Source organism: Pseudomonas psychrophila (assembly GCF_001043005.1).
In the GTDB taxonomy this organism is placed as follows: domain Bacteria; phylum Pseudomonadota; class Gammaproteobacteria; order Pseudomonadales; family Pseudomonadaceae; genus Aquipseudomonas; species Aquipseudomonas psychrophila.
The window spans coordinates 53,185-70,095 of sequence record NZ_JYKZ01000014.1; the positions used below are offsets into that span (position 1 = coordinate 53,185).

General features: G+C 58.7%; 18 protein-coding genes. 8 read left to right on the top strand and 10 right to left on the bottom strand.

Annotation, left to right across the window (positions count from 1 at the left end; all coding sequences use genetic code 11):
- Positions 1–41: 41 nt before the first annotated feature.
- The 5 genes from TU76_RS21665 to TU76_RS21685 all read right to left on the bottom strand — a co-directional run bounded on the left by TU76_RS21665 (position 42) and on the right by TU76_RS21685 (position 6,518).
- Positions 42–1,475 carry a M16 family metallopeptidase gene (locus TU76_RS21665; RefSeq protein ID WP_048352490.1) on the bottom strand — a complete coding sequence of 478 codons (1,434 nt, stop codon included), beginning with the start codon at positions 1,473–1,475 and terminating at the stop codon, positions 42–44.
- Positions 1,468–2,814: a M16 family metallopeptidase gene (locus TU76_RS21670; protein WP_048352491.1), complete on the bottom strand. Its 1,347-nt coding sequence runs from the start codon at positions 2,812–2,814 to the stop codon at positions 1,468–1,470. Before TU76_RS21670 ends, TU76_RS21665 begins: the two co-directional genes overlap by 8 nt.
- Before the next feature lie 269 nt (positions 2,815–3,083).
- Positions 3,084–3,683 carry a 16S rRNA (guanine(966)-N(2))-methyltransferase RsmD gene (gene rsmD / locus TU76_RS21675; RefSeq protein ID WP_019828064.1) on the bottom strand — a complete coding sequence of 200 codons (600 nt, stop codon included), beginning with the start codon at positions 3,681–3,683 and terminating at the stop codon, positions 3,084–3,086.
- A complete protein-coding gene (locus tag TU76_RS21680; RefSeq protein ID WP_019828063.1) occupies positions 3,683–5,173 on the bottom strand; it encodes a M16 family metallopeptidase in 1,491 nt (496 codons plus the stop codon). The genes rsmD and TU76_RS21680 overlap by 1 nt, the downstream gene beginning before the upstream one ends.
- Positions 5,166–6,518, bottom strand: a complete 1,353-nt coding sequence (locus tag TU76_RS21685) for a M16 family metallopeptidase (protein WP_019828062.1) — start codon at positions 6,516–6,518, stop codon at positions 5,166–5,168. The genes TU76_RS21680 and TU76_RS21685 overlap by 8 nt, the downstream gene beginning before the upstream one ends.
- A gap of 356 nt (positions 6,519–6,874) precedes the next feature.
- Here TU76_RS21685 and ftsY point away from each other — a divergent pair, with 356 nt between their 5' ends.
- From ftsY to rpoH, 4 genes are all read left to right on the top strand, one after another.
- Positions 6,875–8,383: a signal recognition particle-docking protein FtsY gene (ftsY, locus tag TU76_RS21690; RefSeq protein ID WP_048352492.1), complete on the top strand. Its 1,509-nt coding sequence runs from the start codon at positions 6,875–6,877 to the stop codon at positions 8,381–8,383.
- A complete protein-coding gene (gene ftsE, locus TU76_RS21695) occupies positions 8,380–9,051 on the top strand; it encodes a cell division ATP-binding protein FtsE (protein WP_019828060.1) in 672 nt (223 codons plus the stop codon). Before ftsY ends, ftsE begins: the two co-directional genes overlap by 4 nt.
- The gene (ftsX, locus tag TU76_RS21700; protein ID WP_019828059.1) at positions 9,048–10,070 is read left to right on the top strand and encodes a permease-like cell division protein FtsX; all 1,023 of its coding nucleotides are present in this window, start codon (positions 9,048–9,050) and stop codon (positions 10,068–10,070) included. Before ftsE ends, ftsX begins: the two co-directional genes overlap by 4 nt.
- Positions 10,071–10,183: 113 nt before the next feature.
- Entirely contained in the window at positions 10,184–11,038 is an 855-nt protein-coding gene (gene rpoH / locus TU76_RS21705) for an RNA polymerase sigma factor RpoH (protein ID WP_004419731.1), read from the top strand.
- Positions 11,039–11,149: 111 nt separating this feature from the next.
- Here the strand turns inward: rpoH and mtgA are convergent, their stop codons facing one another.
- Entirely contained in the window at positions 11,150–11,905 is a 756-nt protein-coding gene (gene mtgA, locus TU76_RS21710; RefSeq protein WP_048352493.1) for a monofunctional biosynthetic peptidoglycan transglycosylase, read from the bottom strand.
- Between the two features lie 45 nt (positions 11,906–11,950).
- Between mtgA and TU76_RS21715 the strand changes: the two genes are divergently transcribed.
- From TU76_RS21715 to trmB, 4 genes are all read left to right on the top strand, one after another.
- Entirely contained in the window at positions 11,951–12,322 is a 372-nt protein-coding gene (locus TU76_RS21715; RefSeq protein ID WP_019828056.1) for a DUF423 domain-containing protein, read from the top strand.
- A gap of 80 nt (positions 12,323–12,402) precedes the next feature.
- A complete protein-coding gene (gene thiS, locus TU76_RS21720; protein WP_019828055.1) occupies positions 12,403–12,603 on the top strand; it encodes a sulfur carrier protein ThiS in 201 nt (66 codons plus the stop codon).
- A 58-nt stretch (positions 12,604–12,661) separates the two neighbouring features.
- Entirely contained in the window at positions 12,662–13,456 is a 795-nt protein-coding gene (locus TU76_RS21725) for a thiazole synthase (protein WP_019828053.1), read from the top strand.
- Positions 13,457–13,465: 9 nt separating this feature from the next.
- Entirely contained in the window at positions 13,466–14,188 is a 723-nt protein-coding gene (trmB, locus tag TU76_RS21730; protein ID WP_019828051.1) for a tRNA (guanosine(46)-N7)-methyltransferase TrmB, read from the top strand.
- A gap of 147 nt (positions 14,189–14,335) precedes the next feature.
- Here trmB and TU76_RS21735 read toward each other — a convergent pair whose 3' ends face one another.
- From TU76_RS21735 to TU76_RS21750, 4 genes are read right to left on the bottom strand one after another with little or no spacing between them, the layout of a single operon-like run.
- Positions 14,336–14,659, bottom strand: coding sequence for a DUF3392 domain-containing protein (locus tag TU76_RS21735; RefSeq protein ID WP_019828049.1), 324 nt, complete (start codon positions 14,657–14,659; stop codon positions 14,336–14,338).
- A 9-nt stretch (positions 14,660–14,668) separates the two neighbouring features.
- The gene (gene hemW, locus TU76_RS21740; RefSeq protein ID WP_046810380.1) at positions 14,669–15,883 is read right to left on the bottom strand and encodes a radical SAM family heme chaperone HemW; all 1,215 of its coding nucleotides are present in this window, start codon (positions 15,881–15,883) and stop codon (positions 14,669–14,671) included.
- Positions 15,880–16,476 carry an RdgB/HAM1 family non-canonical purine NTP pyrophosphatase gene (gene rdgB, locus TU76_RS21745; protein ID WP_048352494.1) on the bottom strand — a complete coding sequence of 199 codons (597 nt, stop codon included), beginning with the start codon at positions 16,474–16,476 and terminating at the stop codon, positions 15,880–15,882. The genes hemW and rdgB overlap by 4 nt, the downstream gene beginning before the upstream one ends.
- Complete coding sequence (locus TU76_RS21750) at positions 16,473–16,910, bottom strand: DUF4426 domain-containing protein (protein WP_019828046.1); 438 nt, start codon at positions 16,908–16,910, stop codon at positions 16,473–16,475. The genes rdgB and TU76_RS21750 overlap by 4 nt, the downstream gene beginning before the upstream one ends.
- Position 16,911: the final 1 nt, after the last annotated feature.

Genomic DNA, 16,911 nt, shown 5'->3' on the forward strand with positions numbered 1-16,911 from the left:
GTCTAAATTGCCATATCAGAGCCCTGCACCCAAGTGCTGAGTTATCTGATGGCTGGCATGCAACTGTGCGCCATCGAAGCTTCAAGCGCCATCACGTCCGGCAAAGGCAACTGCTCAGCGCGTGGCCCGACGGTCACGCTGACCCAGCCGTCGGCACTGAAGTGCCGGTTCATCGCCGCTTTTATCTGTTCGGCGGTCAGGGCCTGAATCTGTCGGGTTTTATAGCCGAAGGACAGAGGATGGTTAAAACGGCCGATCATGGACAGCTCGTTTCGCATCGCCAGATTACTGGCCGTGAGCTGCGGCAAACCCTGCAGGAGGGATTGTTTTATGTTGTCCAGATGCGATGCATCGGGACCGTCTTCCAGATAGTGAGCAAACAGGGTTTTGATGTGGTCCAGTGCGCTTTGACTGTAGTGCGAAGGGGTATTGAGGTTAATGGTCCAGGTGGCGGGTCCCTGTGCAGGCGGGATATCTGATAACACGCCATAGGTGACGCTGCGCTCCTCTCTTAAGTACTGATTAAGGATCTGGTCGAAAATAGTATGCCCGGCGAGCACAGCCACCCCGTCCGGGTGCTGAGCGGGTGGAGCGGACTGAGCCAGCATGATCAAGGTCTGGGTAGCCTCAACTTCGATATGCAGCGTTTTGCCAGTGCTACTCGGGCCGCTCGAAGGCGGCTGATCAGGCAGTGCCGGTCCGGTGGGCAGGGCATTGGCCAGCGAGCGACTGAGGCGCTGCGCTTGTTGCGGGGTGAGGGCACCGACGATCACGATCTGAGCGTTGGCGGCCGTGTAGGCGCGGCGATAAAAAGCCTTCAGTTGTGCCTCATCGATGCGCTCAAGACTCTCGGCCGTACCGTACGTCGAGCGGGCACGGGGTTGCCCTGGGTAGAGCTCGTTGTTGATCAGCGTCAGTGCGCGAGAATGTGGGGTTTCCCGTTCCATTTTGAGCTGGATGAGCATTTCGTTTTTGACCCGGCGCTGACCTGCGACGGTAAAGCCCGGGTTAGCCAGCATCTCGGTGAACAGTTGCAGGGCCGGCTCGCGCAGGTGCGGTGCACTCAAGCTGCGTAGGGTGAAAAAGCTCTGTTCTTGGCTAATGCCGTTACTCAGTTCAGCACCGAGGCGGTCAAAGCCATCGGCCAGTGCATTGGCACTCTTGAGTGTCGAGCCTTCGTTGAACAGGCTCAGCACCATCGCCGCCAGGCCAGGTAAATCACCCTCCTGATTGCTGCCTGCCGCAAAGCTGATGTGCACATCGATCATGGGCAGTGAGTGGTTTTCGACAAACAGTACCTTGGTGCTTTGCGCCAGCCGCCAGGCTTCGATCGTTGGCACGGGTGTAACGGTGGCAGGCGGACTCAGTTCAAGCAGCGATTGCAGTTGTGCGGGCTGTTCTTGCGCAAGGGCTTGCCCGGTGACAGTGACAAGGCTAAGCAGCAGTCCGGCAGCGATGAGTAGGGGCTTATTCATGGCGAGCCTCCTCGGGCAACACATGACTGATGGTTAACCGGTCGCGGGTGAGGAACGTTTTCGCTGCTTGCTGGATGTCTTCGGGGGTAATTGCCTTCAACGTCTCCATTCGTTGCTCGACGTGTGCGGATGACAACCCTGCAATGTCCAGCTCACCCAGATAAGCGGCCTGGTTTTGCAGGTCATCGCGACTGAAAACATGCCGTGCAATGATCCGCGTCCTCGCTCGCTCAAGGGTGTCGTTGGAAGGCGGCGTATTTTTCAACGTGTCGATCACGGCCCAAATCTGCTCCTGAACTTCGTTCAGCGGTTTCATTTTTTCAGGATTGAGGGCTGCGACGAGGGTGAACAGGGCATCACCGCGTCTAATGCCGCTGTAATGCGAACCGACGGCGATCAACAGTTCCTCGTCGTGTCGTAGCCTGCTTTTGAGCAGTGAGCTATCGCCGCCGCCGAGCAGTTCACTGAGCAGTTGCAGTGCCGGGGCCGTGCGGGGGTCGGTTTGCGTGCTCAGGCTAGGCACGTTGAATGTCATGCTCAGGTTCGGGATTTGATGACCGATGTACTGGGTAATGCGACGCTCGCCGGGGGTGGCCAGTTCGAGCGGGAGTTTGGCTACAGGTAATTCTCGTCGGGCAATAGGGCCGAAGTAGCGGGTGGCCATGGCCTTGACCTGATTGACGTCGACATCACCGACGATGATCAACGTGGCGTTGTTGGGTGCGTACCAGCTGCGATACCACTGCTTGAGTTCGTCGACCTGCATGCGCTCGATGTCGTGCATCCACCCGATTATCGGGCTGCCGGAACCACTGGAAGGAAATGCCAAGCGCAATGGCAACTCAAGCGCCCGTTGCTGCGGATCATTGTCGACGCTTTCGCTGCGCTCGTTTTTGATGATTTCGCGTTCCCCCTCCCACTGCGCGGCGGACAGATGTGCAGTGCTCATTTGGTCTGCCATGATTTCAAGCGCGACAGCCAGCGCGTGGGGCGCCAAGGTTTGATAGAAGACGGTCGCATCATGTTGAGTGACCGCATTGTCGGTGGCACCCAGGCTTTGAAATATCTGGTCTGACTGCGCCGGGCAGAGTTTGCTGCTGCCTTTGAAGACCATGTGTTCAAGGGCGTGGGATAGCCCGGATTGGCCCGCGGGCTCATAGCTTGAGCCCACTCGATACCAGAGCTGAGAGTGAACCACAGCGCTGCGGTGGTCTTCGTGCACGATGACCTTGAGGCCGTTATCCAGTGTGAATCGATGGGTCGAGGGTTCGCTGCTGGCCAAAGCCATTAGCGGTTGCAGCATGAGACCGAGTGCTACCCCGGCAAGGGAGTGTTTCATGGGGGGTGTCCTGACGATTGATCGTCAGAGCAGCCTGGGCTTGTAAGGGCAGGAGAGGGCGTTACATAGGTATGGGGTGTTTGAAGGCGCGCAGGTGAACCCTTTGATCCGGCCAAGCTTTTTAGCGAGAAACACTTAGCTAATGCTTGACCGGCAACAGAGTATCTACAGGACAACGGCAACTGTGGGAGCGAGCCTGCTCGCGAAGGTCGTTCGCGAGCAGGCTCGCTCCCACAGTAGGGCTTGACCTACAAAAGAGTATCTACAGGTTATTGTGCGGGCGCAGCCTCACGCTGCCACAGGGCGTAGTTCACGCCCCCGGCTTTTTGCTCGCGGTGCAGGCGCCAGTTGGCAGGCAGGCTCAGTTCCGATGGGCGTACTTCGCTTTCGGTGTAAACCCAGGCCTCATCGGCCAGCCAGCCGCGTTGCTCCAACAGGTCGCAGGCAGGCTTGAGCAGGTCCTTGTTGAACGGCGGGTCGAGGAACACCACGTCGAACGTGTCAGTTGCAGTCGCGTCCAGATAACGCAGGGCGTCGGTTTGCTGCACTTCGCCGACGGTGCAACGCAGGATGCCCATGTTCTCGCGAATGTTGGAAATCGCATCGCGGTTGCTGTCCAGTGCCACGCCTTTGGCTGCGCCGCGGGACATGGCTTCAAGGAACAACGCGCCGCTACCGGCGAATACGTCGAGTACCTTGGCGCCGCCGATGTGCGGGGCCAACCAGTTGAACAGGGTTTCACGCACGCGATCCGGTGTCGGGCGCAGGCCCTCTACATGAGGAAAGTCGAGCTTGCGGCTGCGCCATTCCCCGCCAATGATGCGTAACTGACCCGCACCTGAGTGCGATGTGTTTTTTGGCTTTGCCATTAATGCTCCGGAACCCCAAGAGGTTGCTCTGAAGGTTTATCGGTAGGAGGTGGCAGTGGTTTTTGCGGCACGGTTGGGCCGGCGGTCACTACGACCATTTTGTCGGCGCTCAGGTGCTTGTTCATGGCGGCCTTGACCTGATCGGTGGTCAGGTCCTGGGATTTCTGCATGAAGGTTTCAAGATAGTCCAAAGGCAAATCATAGAAGCCCATTGCGCCAAGTTGGCCGACGATGGCTGAGTTGCTGGCAGTGGACAGCGGGAAGCTGCCAGCCAGTTCACGCTTGGCATCGTCGAGTTCTTTTTGCGTCGGACCATTTTTCAGGTAGTCGGCCAAAATGTCTTGCACCAATTTGAGCGTACCTTCGCTCAATTCGGCACGGGTTTGCAGGTTGATCATGAACGGGCCACGAGCTTGCATCGGGCTGAAACCGGAATACACGCCGTAGGTCAGGCCGCGTTTTTCACGTACTTCAGTCATCAGGCGCGTGCCGAAACCGCCACCACCCAGGATGCTGTTGCCCAAAGCCAGTGCGGCATAGTCGGGGTCGTCACGGTCAATGCCCAGCTGAGATACGAGCAAGTGGGTCTGCTTGGACGGGAACTCGATATGGGTTGCACCAGGTTTTGGCTCGCTTGGTTGAACTGTTTTTGCAACGGAAGGGCCTTTAGGCAGCGCGGCCGAAACCTGGGCTGCGATGGCTTCGGCTTCAGCGCGAGACAGGTCGCCAACGATCGCGATAACTGCGTTGCCAGCGGTGTAGGCTTTGTTGTGGAAGGCCTTGAGCTGGTCGATTGTAATCGATGTGATGCTCTGGGCGTTGCCATCACTGGCGTGTGCATACGGGTGATCGCCGTACAGGCGCTTGAACAGCTCATCGCTGGCCAGTTTGCCGGGATTTTGCTTCTGGAATTCAAAACTGGCGAGCAACTGGTTTTTGATCCGCGCCAGGGAGTCAGCCGGGAATGTAGGCTTGCCCACCACCTCGGCGAACAAATTGAGCGCTGGAGTGCGCTTGTCCACATCGCTCAGGCTGCGCAGGGAGGCAACGGCCATGTCGCGATAAGCGCCATTGCCGAAGTCGGCCCCCAGGCCTTCAAAACCTTGAGCGATGGCGCCGACATCTTTGCCGGCCACGCCTTCGTTGAGCATGGCGTTGGTCAGCAGGGCCAAACCGGGGGTGTTGTCGTCCTGGCTGCTGCCGGCGGCGAACGTCAGGCGCAGGTCGAACATCGGCAGTTCCCGGGCTTCGACGAACAGCACTTTGGAGCCTTCGGCGGTTTTCCAGGTTTGCACGTTCAGTGCTCGGTGGCTGGGCGCCTTGCCGTCGAGTTCGGCCAATGACTGGAGCTTTTGCTCAGTCTTGGCCTTGTCCAGCGCCTGGCTGGCAACCGATTGATCGGGATTGGCGAAAAAGTAGCCGAGTGCGCCGACCAGTACGGCGGCGCTCAGACCGAGCAGTGCGTAGCGGGGACCTTTACGCTCACTCATGGGTTTTCTCCTCGGGCAGTACATGCGCAACGCTGAGGCGCTCGCGAGTGAAATAGGTGCGGGCCGCCTGCTGGATATCAGCCGGAGTGACCTTTTGCAGATCAGCCAGCTCCGAGTCCATCAGCTTCCAGGACAGGCCGACGGTTTCAAGTTGGCCAATCGAGGTGGCCTGACTGGTGATCGAGTCGCGCTCGTAGACCAGGCCGGCAATCACCTGGGCACGCACGCGCTCAAGCTCTTCAGTAGTCGGCGGGGTCTTTTTCAGGTCGTCCAGCAAGCGCCACAAGCCCGCCTCGGCCTGGGCCATGGTGACTTTTTTCTGGCTGTTGGGCATTGCCGAAAGCATGAACAGGCTGTCGCCACGGGTGAAGGCGTTGTAGCTGGACGATGCGCCGGAGACCAGTTCTTCACCGCGCTCCAGTTGAGTCGGCATGCGTGCGCTGTAGCCACCGTCCAGCAGCGCTGAAATCAGGCGCAGCGCGTTGGCGGTGATCGGGTCTTTGGCTGTCGCAATGCTTGGTACGTTAAAACCCAGCATCAAGCTTGGCAGTTGGGTCTGTACGTGGATCTTGAGCAGGCGCTCCCCGGGGGTTGGCAGCTCCAGCGGGATCTTGGCCACAGGGATCTCGCGTTTTGGAACAGGGCCGAAGTAGCGCTGGGCCAGGGCTTTGACTTCATCCGGAGTCACGTCGCCGACCACCACCAAGGTGGCGTTGTTGGGCGCATACCACTCTTCATACCATGCACGCAGCTCGCCAACGCTCATACGCTCAAGGTCCACCATCCAGCCGATGGTCGGTGTGTGGTAACCGCTGGACGGGAAGGCCATGGCGCTGAACAGCTCATAGGCTTTGCTCATGGGCTGGTCGTCGGTGCGCAGGCGGCGCTCTTCCTTGATGACCTCGATCTCGCGCTTGAACTCTTCAGGCGGCAGGCGAAGGCTGGCCATACGATCGGCCTCAAGTTCAAAGGCCACGCCCAGGCGGTCACGGGCCAGTACCTGGTAATACGCGGTGTAGTCGTCACTGGTGAAGGCGTTTTCCTGGGCGCCTAGGTCGCGCAGGATCAACGAGGCTTCACCGGGGCCGACCTTATTACTGCCCTTGAACATCATGTGCTCAAGGGCATGGGACAGACCGGTCTTGCCGGGTGTCTCGTAACTGGAACCCACTTTGTACCAAACCTGGGAAACCACGACGGGCGCACGATGGTCTTCGCGCACGATGACTTTAAGGCCATTGTCCAGGCGGAATTCGTGGGTAGGTTGCGGTTCGGCCGCCAGGGCCGAAAGCGGAAGTAAAACTGTGCTGAGCAACAGGCCAGCAGCGCGGCGGGCTAGATTCATTCGTTTTTTAACCTGTTGGGCTACCTGCTCGGCCTTAGCGTCTGCAGGTGAGGAGGTGCTAGGATACTGATCCGTTTTACTGGCGGCCACGCCTATCAGGCCATTGACGATCAGACTAAGGTTGATCGGGCAGTATAGGAGCCCGCTTGGAAGTGTGGATGGATCCCGGTAAATTTCGCTTTTTTGCCGACTTTCCCGTTCCAGACCCGAGTTAATACGAAGTGTGTGAGGTGTGCTTTACCCTCTAAACAAAGTTGCGTGCGAACAAGCTGACAAAATTACAGTCTGTTTCACACCGAATATTATTTGCCGGGGCGCCACAGTGGCGCGTCGCTACGATGAGATAGCCGTCCTCCATGTTTGGTTCCAACGACGACAAGAAGAACCCAGCTGCGGCTGGCGAGAAAAAAGGCCTGTTCGGATGGCTGCGCAGAAAGCCGCAGGAACCCGTCGTGGAACAGCCCGCGCCTGCTCCTGAAATAACCCCTGAGCCGTTGATTGAGGCCGCTCCTGTGGTCGTCGAGGCAACGCCTGAAGTGGTTGTGGTGGCTGCAACTCCAGCGGTTGAACCGGCCCCTGCGCCGACGCCATGGCCGCCGCTGCCTGTTCCTGAAGAGCCGGTTGCACTGGTTGCAGACGTGCAGGCACCGCATGTCGTGCCGCCGATCCCGGAGCCTGAGGTCGTTGTTCCCGAGCCGGTGATTGCCCCTGAACCTGTGGTCGAAGAGCCCGAGGTGGTTGAACCCATCGTTGAGCCAGAGCCAGAGCCAGAGCCAGAGCCAGAACCGCAACCAGAGCCTGAGCCAAAACCAGAGCCAGTTGTTGAGCCGGTCATCGTGTCCGCTCCGGCGGTTGCTGTTTCTGCTCCGGTGACAACGCCGCAGCCTGTCATTGAAGCACCTGTTCCAGCGATAGCTGTTGCAGCTGAGCCAAAAACCGGCTTCTTCGCCCGCCTTAAACAAGGTTTGTCCAAGACCAGCGCCAGCATTGGCGAAGGCATGGCCAGCCTGTTTCTGGGTAAAAAAGCCATTGATGACGATTTGCTCGAAGAGATCGAAACCCGATTGCTGACCGCCGATGTGGGCGTTGAAGCAACGTCGGTGATTATCAAAAATCTGACGCAGAAGGTTGCCCGCAAGCAACTGACCGATGCCGACGCACTGTACAAGTCGTTGCAGGACGAGCTGGCGGCCATGCTCAAACCGGTTGAGCAACCGCTGAAAATCGAATCGCAAAACAAGCCTTTTGTGATTCTGGTAGTGGGCGTCAACGGCGCGGGTAAAACCACCACCATCGGCAAGCTGGCCAAAAAGCTTCAGCTTGAAGGCAAGAAAGTCATGCTGGCTGCTGGCGATACCTTTCGCGCCGCCGCCGTCGAGCAGTTGCAGGTGTGGGGCGAGCGCAACAGTATTCCGGTGATTGCCCAGCACACTGGTGCTGATTCGGCCTCGGTGATTTTTGACGCCGTGCAGGCAGCCAAGGCCCGAGGCATCGACGTATTGATCGCTGACACCGCCGGTCGCCTGCACACCAAAGACAACCTGATGGAAGAACTCAAGAAAGTTCGCCGGGTTATCGGCAAGCTCGACGCAGACGCCCCGCACGAAGTGCTGTTGGTGCTCGATGCCGGTACAGGGCAGAACGCTATCAGCCAGACCAAGCAGTTTGATCAGACCGTTGCGCTCACAGGCCTGGCGCTGACCAAGCTGGATGGCACGGCCAAGGGCGGGGTGATTTTCGCCTTGGCCAAGCAATTCAACATTCCGATTCGTTTTATCGGTGTGGGTGAAGGCATTGATGATTTACGTGATTTTGAGTCCGAACCCTTTGTCCAGGCTCTATTTGCGGAGCGGGAGCGTCCATGATTCGTTTCGAGCAGGTCGGTAAGCGCTATCCAAATGGACACGTGGGCCTGCACGAGCTGAGCTTTCGGGTCCGTCGAGGGGAATTCCTCTTTGTGACCGGCCACTCCGGCGCAGGTAAAAGCACGCTGCTGCGCCTGCTGCTGGCGATGGAACGTCCGACCACGGGCAAGTTGCTGCTGGCCGGGCAGGACCTGGGGCAGATCAGCAACGCGCAGATTCCTTTCTTGCGTCGCCAGATCGGCGTGGTGTTCCAGAACCATCAGCTGTTGTTTGATCGTACGGTGTTCAATAACGTCGCCTTGCCGTTGCAGATCCTCGGGTTGTCCAAGCCTGAAATCGCCAAGCGGGTCGACTCAGCGCTGGAGCGTGTTGCGCTGTCGGACAAGACCGACCTGTACCCGGGTGATTTGTCCACCGGCCAGCAACAACGCGTCGGCATTGCCCGCGCCATCGTTCATCGTCCGGCTTTGCTGCTGGCCGATGAGCCCACGGGTAACCTCGATCCGCGTCTGGCGGCGGAAATCATGGGTGTATTTGAAGACATCAACCGTTTGGGCACCAGCGTACTGATCGCCAGCCATGACCTGGCACTGATCGCACGTATGCGCCACCGCATGCTGACGTTGCAGCGCGGGCGATTGATTGGCGACGGGGAGGCCGCCGTATGAGTGCGACACGCAGCTCCAAAGTGTCAGAGCGCGTAGCGCCCAAGGCTGCCGACCCGCAGCCGCCGAAGAAAAAACACGATGATGACGATGGTCCGACCTTCGCCATGTTGTTTCACGCCTGGGTTGAGGCCCATCGCGCAAGTTTGCTCGATAGCCTCAAGCGTCTGGGCAAGCAGCCCATTGGCAGCTTTTTTACCTGTCTGGTGATGGCAGTTGCCCTGAGCTTGCCCATGGGCCTGTCGTTGTTGCTTAACAACGTCGAGCGTCTAGGGGGTTCGTGGCAGCGTGCGGCGCAAATCTCTCTGTACCTGCAGATGGATGCCAGCAGCGAACAGGGTGAAAAACTCAGCGATCAGATAAAAGGTATGGCTGGGGTGGCTGACGCAGAATTTATCAGTCGCGAAAAGGCCCTTGAAGAGTTCCAGCAGCAATCAGGGCTGGGCGAAGCGCTTAAAGAACTGCCCGATAATCCGTTGCCGGGCGTGGTGCTGGTGACCCCGGCAGAGGTCGATAAGGCCACTCTTGAAGCCCTTCGCGAACGTCTTGCGCAGCTGCCGAAGGTGCAACAGGCGCAACTTGATCTAGTCTGGGTCGAGCGGTTGGCGGCCATCCTGAAATTGGGTGATCGTTTTGTGTTTGGCTTGACGGTATTGCTGGTGTCGGCTTTGCTGCTGGTTATCGGTAATACGATTCGTTTGCATATTGAGAACCGTCGCATCGAAATCGAGGTGATCAAGCTGGTCGGTGGTACTGACAGCTATGTGCGCAGGCCATTTCTTTACATGGGTGCGCTTTACGGTTTCGGTGCGGGAGTGCTGTCCTGGGGCGTTTTGGCATTCGGTTTGAACTGGCTTAACGACGCGGTGGTGGGATTGGCCGGCTTGTACGGCAGCAATTTTGCTTTGGCGGGTGTGCCGGTAGCCGATGGTCTGTCTCTATTGCTTGGCGCGGTGTTGTTAGGGTATATCGGTGCATGGATTGCAGTAGCGCGTCACTTACGTGAGCTTTCGCCCAAGTAGTGTCTTTACACCTGTTGACCTTTTCAGCTTTTTTTGGGAACTTTTTTCCAGGTTTCCGGTCAACTTTCGCAGTGCTGAACTGCACGAGTTATGTGAGACGGAGGTTTTTTCGTATGACCACTTCTTTGCAACCTGCGTATGCGTTGGTCCCTGGTGCGAACCTTGAGGCCTATGTAAACACGGTGAACAGCATTCCACTGCTGACACCGGAGCAGGAGCGTGAACTGGCCGAGAGTCTCTACTATGAGCAGGATTTGGGGGCGGCTCGGCAGATGGTGCTCGCCCACCTGCGTTTTGTTGTACACATTGCCCGTAGTTATTCGGGCTATGGCCTGGCTCAGGCTGACCTGATCCAGGAAGGTAACGTCGGCCTGATGAAGGCGGTCAAACGCTTTAACCCTGAAATGGGCGTGCGTCTGGTGTCGTTCGCCGTGCACTGGATCAAGGCAGAGATCCACGAGTTCATTTTGCGTAACTGGCGGATCGTGAAAGTCGCGACCACCAAGGCTCAGCGCAAACTGTTCTTCAACCTGCGCAGCCAGAAAAAACGTTTGGCCTGGCTGAACAACGACGAAGTTCATCGTGTGGCTGAAAGCCTCGGCGTAGAACCTCGTGAAGTGCGGGAGATGGAAAGCCGCCTGACCGGTCATGACATGGCCTTCGACCCGGCAGCTGAAGCTGACGACGACAGTGCATTCCAGTCGCCAGCCAACTACCTGGAAGATCACCGGTACGACCCGGCGCGCCAACTGGAAGATGCTGACTGGACTGATAACTCCACCAGCAACCTGCATGAAGCGCTGGAAGTGCTGGATGACCGCAGTCGTGACATTCTGTATCAGCGCTGGCTGGCTGAAGAGAAAGCCACGCTGCACGACCTGGCACAGAAGTACAACGTGTCAGCCGAGCGGATCCGTCAGCTTGAAAAAAGCGCGATGAACAAGCTCAAACTGTCGATTGCCGCTTAACCCGGCCCGACAAAAAAACGCCCCGGTTCGCAAGAGCCGGGGCGTTTTTGTGTGTGTTGCAGTTGCGTTCATTCTACGGCACAGCCCGCTCCCACAAACTCATGTGCAGCTTCAGTCAGCCCACGGCGCCTTGCGCGAGTTGTTCAGGGTGTCGAGGTAGCTGTCCCCGCCTAACTGTCGCATTTGCTGGCGAATCCAGCCTGCACGGCGGCTCACGTAGGTGCTGGGGTGGCTGGCGCTCCAGTTCAGCGGGCTGGGCAGCACTGCCGCCAGGTAGCTGGCCTGCTGGGCTGAAAGGTTCTTGGCACTCACGCCAAAGTGATGGCGGGCTGCCGCTTCTGCGCCGAACACGCCTTCATCCCACTCTGCACTGTTGAGGTACACCTCAAGAATCCGCTGCTTGGGCCAGAGTATTTCAATCAGCCCGGTAAACCAGGCTTCCAGCCCCTTGCGTAGCCAGCTGCGACCCGACCATAAAAACAGGTTCTTCGACACTTGCTGGCTCAGTGTGCTGGCGCCGCGCAATGTGCCGCCTTGCTCGTTGTGGACCAGGGCTGCCCGGATTGCACCGAAGTCGAAACCCCAGTGCTCGGGGAATTTTTGGTCCTCGCCCGCCATGACCGCAACTTTGAGGTCATTGGAGATTTCATCCCAGGGACGCCAGCTGCGCTGCAGGTCGATGGGCTCTGCATCGAACCACGACTCGACCTTGCGCTCCACCATCAGTGCAGTGCCGGGGGGTGGCACCCAGCGAAACACCAGCACCAGTAATGCGCTGCCCACTGCGAACCAGAGCAGGGCTTTAAGAAAGCGATGAACAAGAAAACGCAGCATAGATGGCTTGGCCGAACCCGTTGAGCGGGCCATTATACAGACCCTGCGCCATTCGATGATCCTGACTGGAGTGACCCCATGCTGCGCACGTTTTTGATGCTTGCCGCTTTCTTCGGCTTTACCGGTGTTGCGCTGGGCGCGTTTGCCGCCCACGGCCTGAAAGGTCGCTTGACAGAGCAGTATCTGGCTATTTTTCATACAGGCGTGACCTATCAACTGGTCCACACCCTGGCCCTTTTCGGCGTAGCACTGCTTGCCACCCACCTTCCCGGACGCCTGGTGACCTGGGCCGGTCTCTGTTTTGCCCTCGGGATCGTGCTGTTCTCCGGCAGCCTGTACCTGTTGACCATGACCGGCATCAGCAAGCTGGGGATCATTACGCCCTTCGGTGGACTGGCATTTTTGGCCGGTTGGCTGTGTTTGGGGCTGGCCGCCTGGCGCCTGAGCTGAGCCCACAAGATGAATGGCTTGGGTCGGCCTGACTGATCGGGCTAGAATGCTGGCCCCTTAAAATGAAGGCAGCGTCGCGCATGCTCATTCAGTTGAACGGTGAATCCTTTGAACTACCGGACGGTCAGACCGTTGCGGACCTGCTGGCACTTCAGGAGCTGACCGGCCGTCGCGTTGCTGTCGAGCTTAATCTGGACATTGTCCCGCGCAGCCAGCACGCCGAGACGGTACTCAAAGCAGGCGATCAGGTTGAAGTGGTGCACGCCATCGGTGGCGGCTAGTTTTCTGCCCCGCCCTTCACGCTCGCTCCACAGTGCACACAATTAAAGAGGATTCCCGATGAGCAACGTTCGTAGCGACAAGCCTTTTACCCTGGCAGGCCGTACTTATCAGTCGCGTCTGCTGGTGGGCACGGGCAAGTACCGTGACCTTGAAGAAACCCGCCTGGCCATCGAAGCCTCGGGTGCAGAGATCGTTACCGTTGCTGTGCGCCGTACCAACATCGGTCAGAACCCGGGCGAGCCGAACCTGCTCGACGTGCTGCCGCCGGACCGCTACACCATCCTGCCGAACACCGCCGGTTGCTATGACGCGGTAGAAGCTGTGCGCACCTGTCGCCTGGCCCGTGAGCTGCTCGACGGCCACAAGCTGGTCAAGCTCGAAGTGCTGGCTGATCAGAAGACCCTGTTCCCCAACGTCATCGAAACCCTCAAGGCCGCCGAGATTCTGGTCAAGGATGGTTTTGACGTCATGGTGTACACCAGTGATGACCCGATCATTGCCCGTGAGCTTGAAGCCATGGGCTGTATTGCCGTGATGCCGCTGGCTGGCCTGATCGGTACAGGCCTGGGGATCTGCAACCCCTACAACCTGCGCATCATTCTTGAGGAAGCAAAAATTCCGGTGCTGGTCGATGCGGGTGTGGGTACTGCCTCCGACGCGACCATTGCCATGGAAATGGGTTGTGAGGCGGTGCTGATGAACTCGGCCATCGCCAACGCCCAGCACCCTATCATCATGGCCGAAGCCATGAAGCACGCCATTGTGGCGGGCCGTCTGGCGTATCTGGCCGGGCGCATGCCGAAAAAACTCTATGCCAGCGCCTCTTCGCCGCTGGATGGTCTGATCAAGTAAGAGCCACTGATGACTGAATCACTAGACACCCCAATCCCGGAAGAAGGCGAAGATCGCCAACACCGTCGCATCAAGAGTTTTGTGATGCGCGCCGGGCGCATGACCGAAGGCCAGCAACGCGGCCTCGATCAAGGCACGCCGCTTTATGTACTGCCGCTGGCTGACGCGCCGGTCGATTTTGATCAGGTTTTCGGTCGCTCCGCGCCGCGTACTCTCGAAATCGGCTTTGGCATGGGTCACTCCCTGCTGGAAATGGCTGCTGCCTCGCCTGAGCAGGACTTCATCGGGGTAGAGGTTCACCGCCCGGGTGTCGGCGCGCTGCTTAATGGCGTACTGACGCAAGGCCTGACCAACCTGCGGGTTTACGATTGCGATGCAATCGAAGTGCTGACCCGTTGCGTGGCTGACAACAGCCTTGACCGTCTGCTGCTGTTCTTCCCGGACCCTTGGCACAAGAGCCGTCACCACAAGCGCCGGATCGTGCAGGCGTCCTTCGCTGAACTGGTGCGCTCCAAGCTCAAGGTCGGTGGCGTGCTGCACATGGCTACCGATTGGGAACCGTATGCGGAATATATGCTGGAAGTGATGAACGTCGCGCCGGGCTACCGCAACCTGGCCGAGGACGGTCTGTGTGTGCCGCGTCCAGCAGAGCGTCCGGTGACCAAGTTCGAACGCCGCGGCGAACGTCTGGGTCATGGCGTGTGGGACTTGAAGTTCGAAAAGCTGGCGTAAGCGGTTTTTCTGATACCGGCCTCACCCTGCTTTGGGGCCGGTCAAGATGTGGGAGCGGGCTTGCTCGCGATGCAGACGGCGCGGTCTACCTGCAGACCCCGGCGATACTATCGCGAGCAAGCCCGCTCCCACAGCAGTTATGTGGTCTCAGCGCCGATCCGCCACAACCCCGATCAACACCAGCACTACCAACAACACCGGCGCCAGACTGTAGTTATTAAATTGACTCAGACCGCGCTCGACCCACGGTGTAGCGTAGATCAAGGCAGCGCCGCTGCCGATCAGGCAAAGCAAGGCCATCAGCGGTACGCGCAAGGCGCCCGCGATACTGCCCAGACGCTGTTCGACCCAGCCCTTGAAGTCGGCGCCAAACAGCACCAGCACGCAGCCGATCAGGGCCAGAGCGATTTCTGAAAGGTGACTGCGGCTCCAGCGCGACACGGTGGCAAGCAGGTCAAGTACCAAGTCCATTCGAGTTCCTTAAGTCAAAAAGTGCTGCAGCAAGTCGTTGAGAAACAGCTGGCCTCGGGCGGTAGCCGCCAGTCGTGACGGTTCGACCTGCAATAAGCCACTTTGTTCTGCTTCTTTGCGTCCAATGTTCAGGCTGTCGAGGGGTAGTCCGGTGCGCTGAGGGTAGAGCGCCGAGTCAACGCCATCAGTCAGACGCAAGGCGTTCATTAGAAACTCGAAGGGTAGCTCTTCGGCTGTAAGGGTTTTCTCGCCTGCTTGAAAGTTTTTAGCTGGATTCAGGTAATCCTTCGGTAGACGGGTTTTCCAGGTACGCACGATACGGCCATCGGGATGGCTCAACTTGCCGTGGGCGCCGGCGCCGATGCCGATAAAGTCGCCGAAGCTCCAGTAGTTGAGGTTGTGCCGCGCCGGCCGACCGGGCTGGGCATAAGCCGAAACTTCGTACTGGGCGTAGCCGTGTTCGGCGAGCAGCGCCTGACCGGCTTCCTGGATATCCCACAAAGTGTCGTCTTCAGGCAGGACCGGAGGCTGGTTCCAGAACACTGTGTTGGGCTCCAGTGTTAGCTGATACCACGACAGGTGCGTCGGCTTGAGTGCGATAGCCTGGCGCAGGTCGCTCAGGGCGTCCTCCAGCGACTGATCGGGTAAGCCGTGCATCAAGTCCAGGTTGAAGTTATCAAAGCCCGCCTGGCGCGCCATCCCGGCTGCACGCACGGCCTCGTCACCGTTGTGGATGCGGCCCAGTGCCTGCAGTTTTTCCTGCTGGAAGCTCTGGATGCCAATCGACAGGCGATTGATCCCCAGCTGGCGGTACGCCACGAACTTGTCCTGCTCGAATGTACCGGGGTTGGCTTCCAGGGTGATTTCAATGTCGCTGGCAAACGGGATGCGCGCTTCAACGCCTTTGAGCAGGCGCCCTAGCGATTGCGCGCTGAACAGGCTCGGTGTGCCGCCGCCAAAGAAAATCGAGCTCAGCTCTCGGCCATAAACGGCCTGCAAGTCCTGATCGAGATCGGCCAGCAGCGCGTCGACGTATTCGTCTTCGGGCAGCACGGGGCTGGCGGTGTGGGAGTTGAAGTCGCAATACGGGCATTTGCGCACGCACCACGGAATATGGATATACAGCGACAGGGGTGGCAATTGGCTCAGCGGTGCGCGTGGCGCCTGCTGGGTAAAGCCAGCCGCGCCCAGGTAGAGCGGCTGTGGAGGTGTGTCGTGGGTCATTTCAGGCCCAAACGCTGACGCAGAAGAACCATGGCCCGGGCACGATGGCTCAGCTGGTTTTTCTCGCTCGGGCTGAGTTCGGCGCTGGAGCAGTTGCGCTCCGGTACCCAGAACAGCGGGTCATAGCCAAAACCGTGTTCGCCGCTGGCGGCAGGCAGGATGCGCCCGTGCCACAAGCCTTCGCAGATAATCGGTAGCGGATCATCGGCATGACGCACCAGCGCCAGCACGCAGACAAACTGCGCGCCGCGCTCGGCTTCAGGCACGTCCTTGAGGGCTTCAAGCAGCTTGGCGTTATTCGCCGCGTCACCTTTGCCATCGGCAAAACGCGCCGAGTAGATGCCCGGTGCACCGCCCAGAAAGTCCACCGCCAGCCCCGAATCGTCGGCCAGTGCCGGCAAACCCGAGATGCGCGCCGCATTGCGGGCTTTGAGAATCGCGTTTTCAACAAACGACAAACCGGTTTCATCCGGTTCGACGTTGCTGAACTCTCCAATCGAGCGCAACTGCACCGACTCGCCGAGCATGGCCTGAAGTTCTTTGAGTTTGCCGGCGTTGTGGCTAGCCAGTACCAGTTGCGTGAGGTTCATCATTCGATTGGAGCGACCATTTGAGAAAATTGGATGGTTTCAGAGGTTGCGCCGCCCGCCTTCACATCCACCTTGAAGGAGAAGGTTTGCGGGCCGGCCACCGGGAACTGGGCCAGATAGTTGATTTCGCCGTTCTTGCCCACCTGCCGGAACGTCAGCGGTGTCGGTTTACCATCGCCACTCTGGACCGTGCCCTGAACGTTGGCTGCAATGTTTTTGCCGCCCTTGTTCAGGGTTATGTTCAGTACCGCATTGGTTTTGCTGCGGGTGACTTGAACTTCATTGGCAATTTGCGGCGTCAGGAAAGTTGACGGGAACGCGTTGTAGTACACCGTTGTGTCGCCAAACGTCTGCTGACGCTGGGCAGATGCACCATCACTGGCCAAAGCCTGCATGCCAAAACACATTGAAAGCAGTAGTAATCCAATACGACCCATT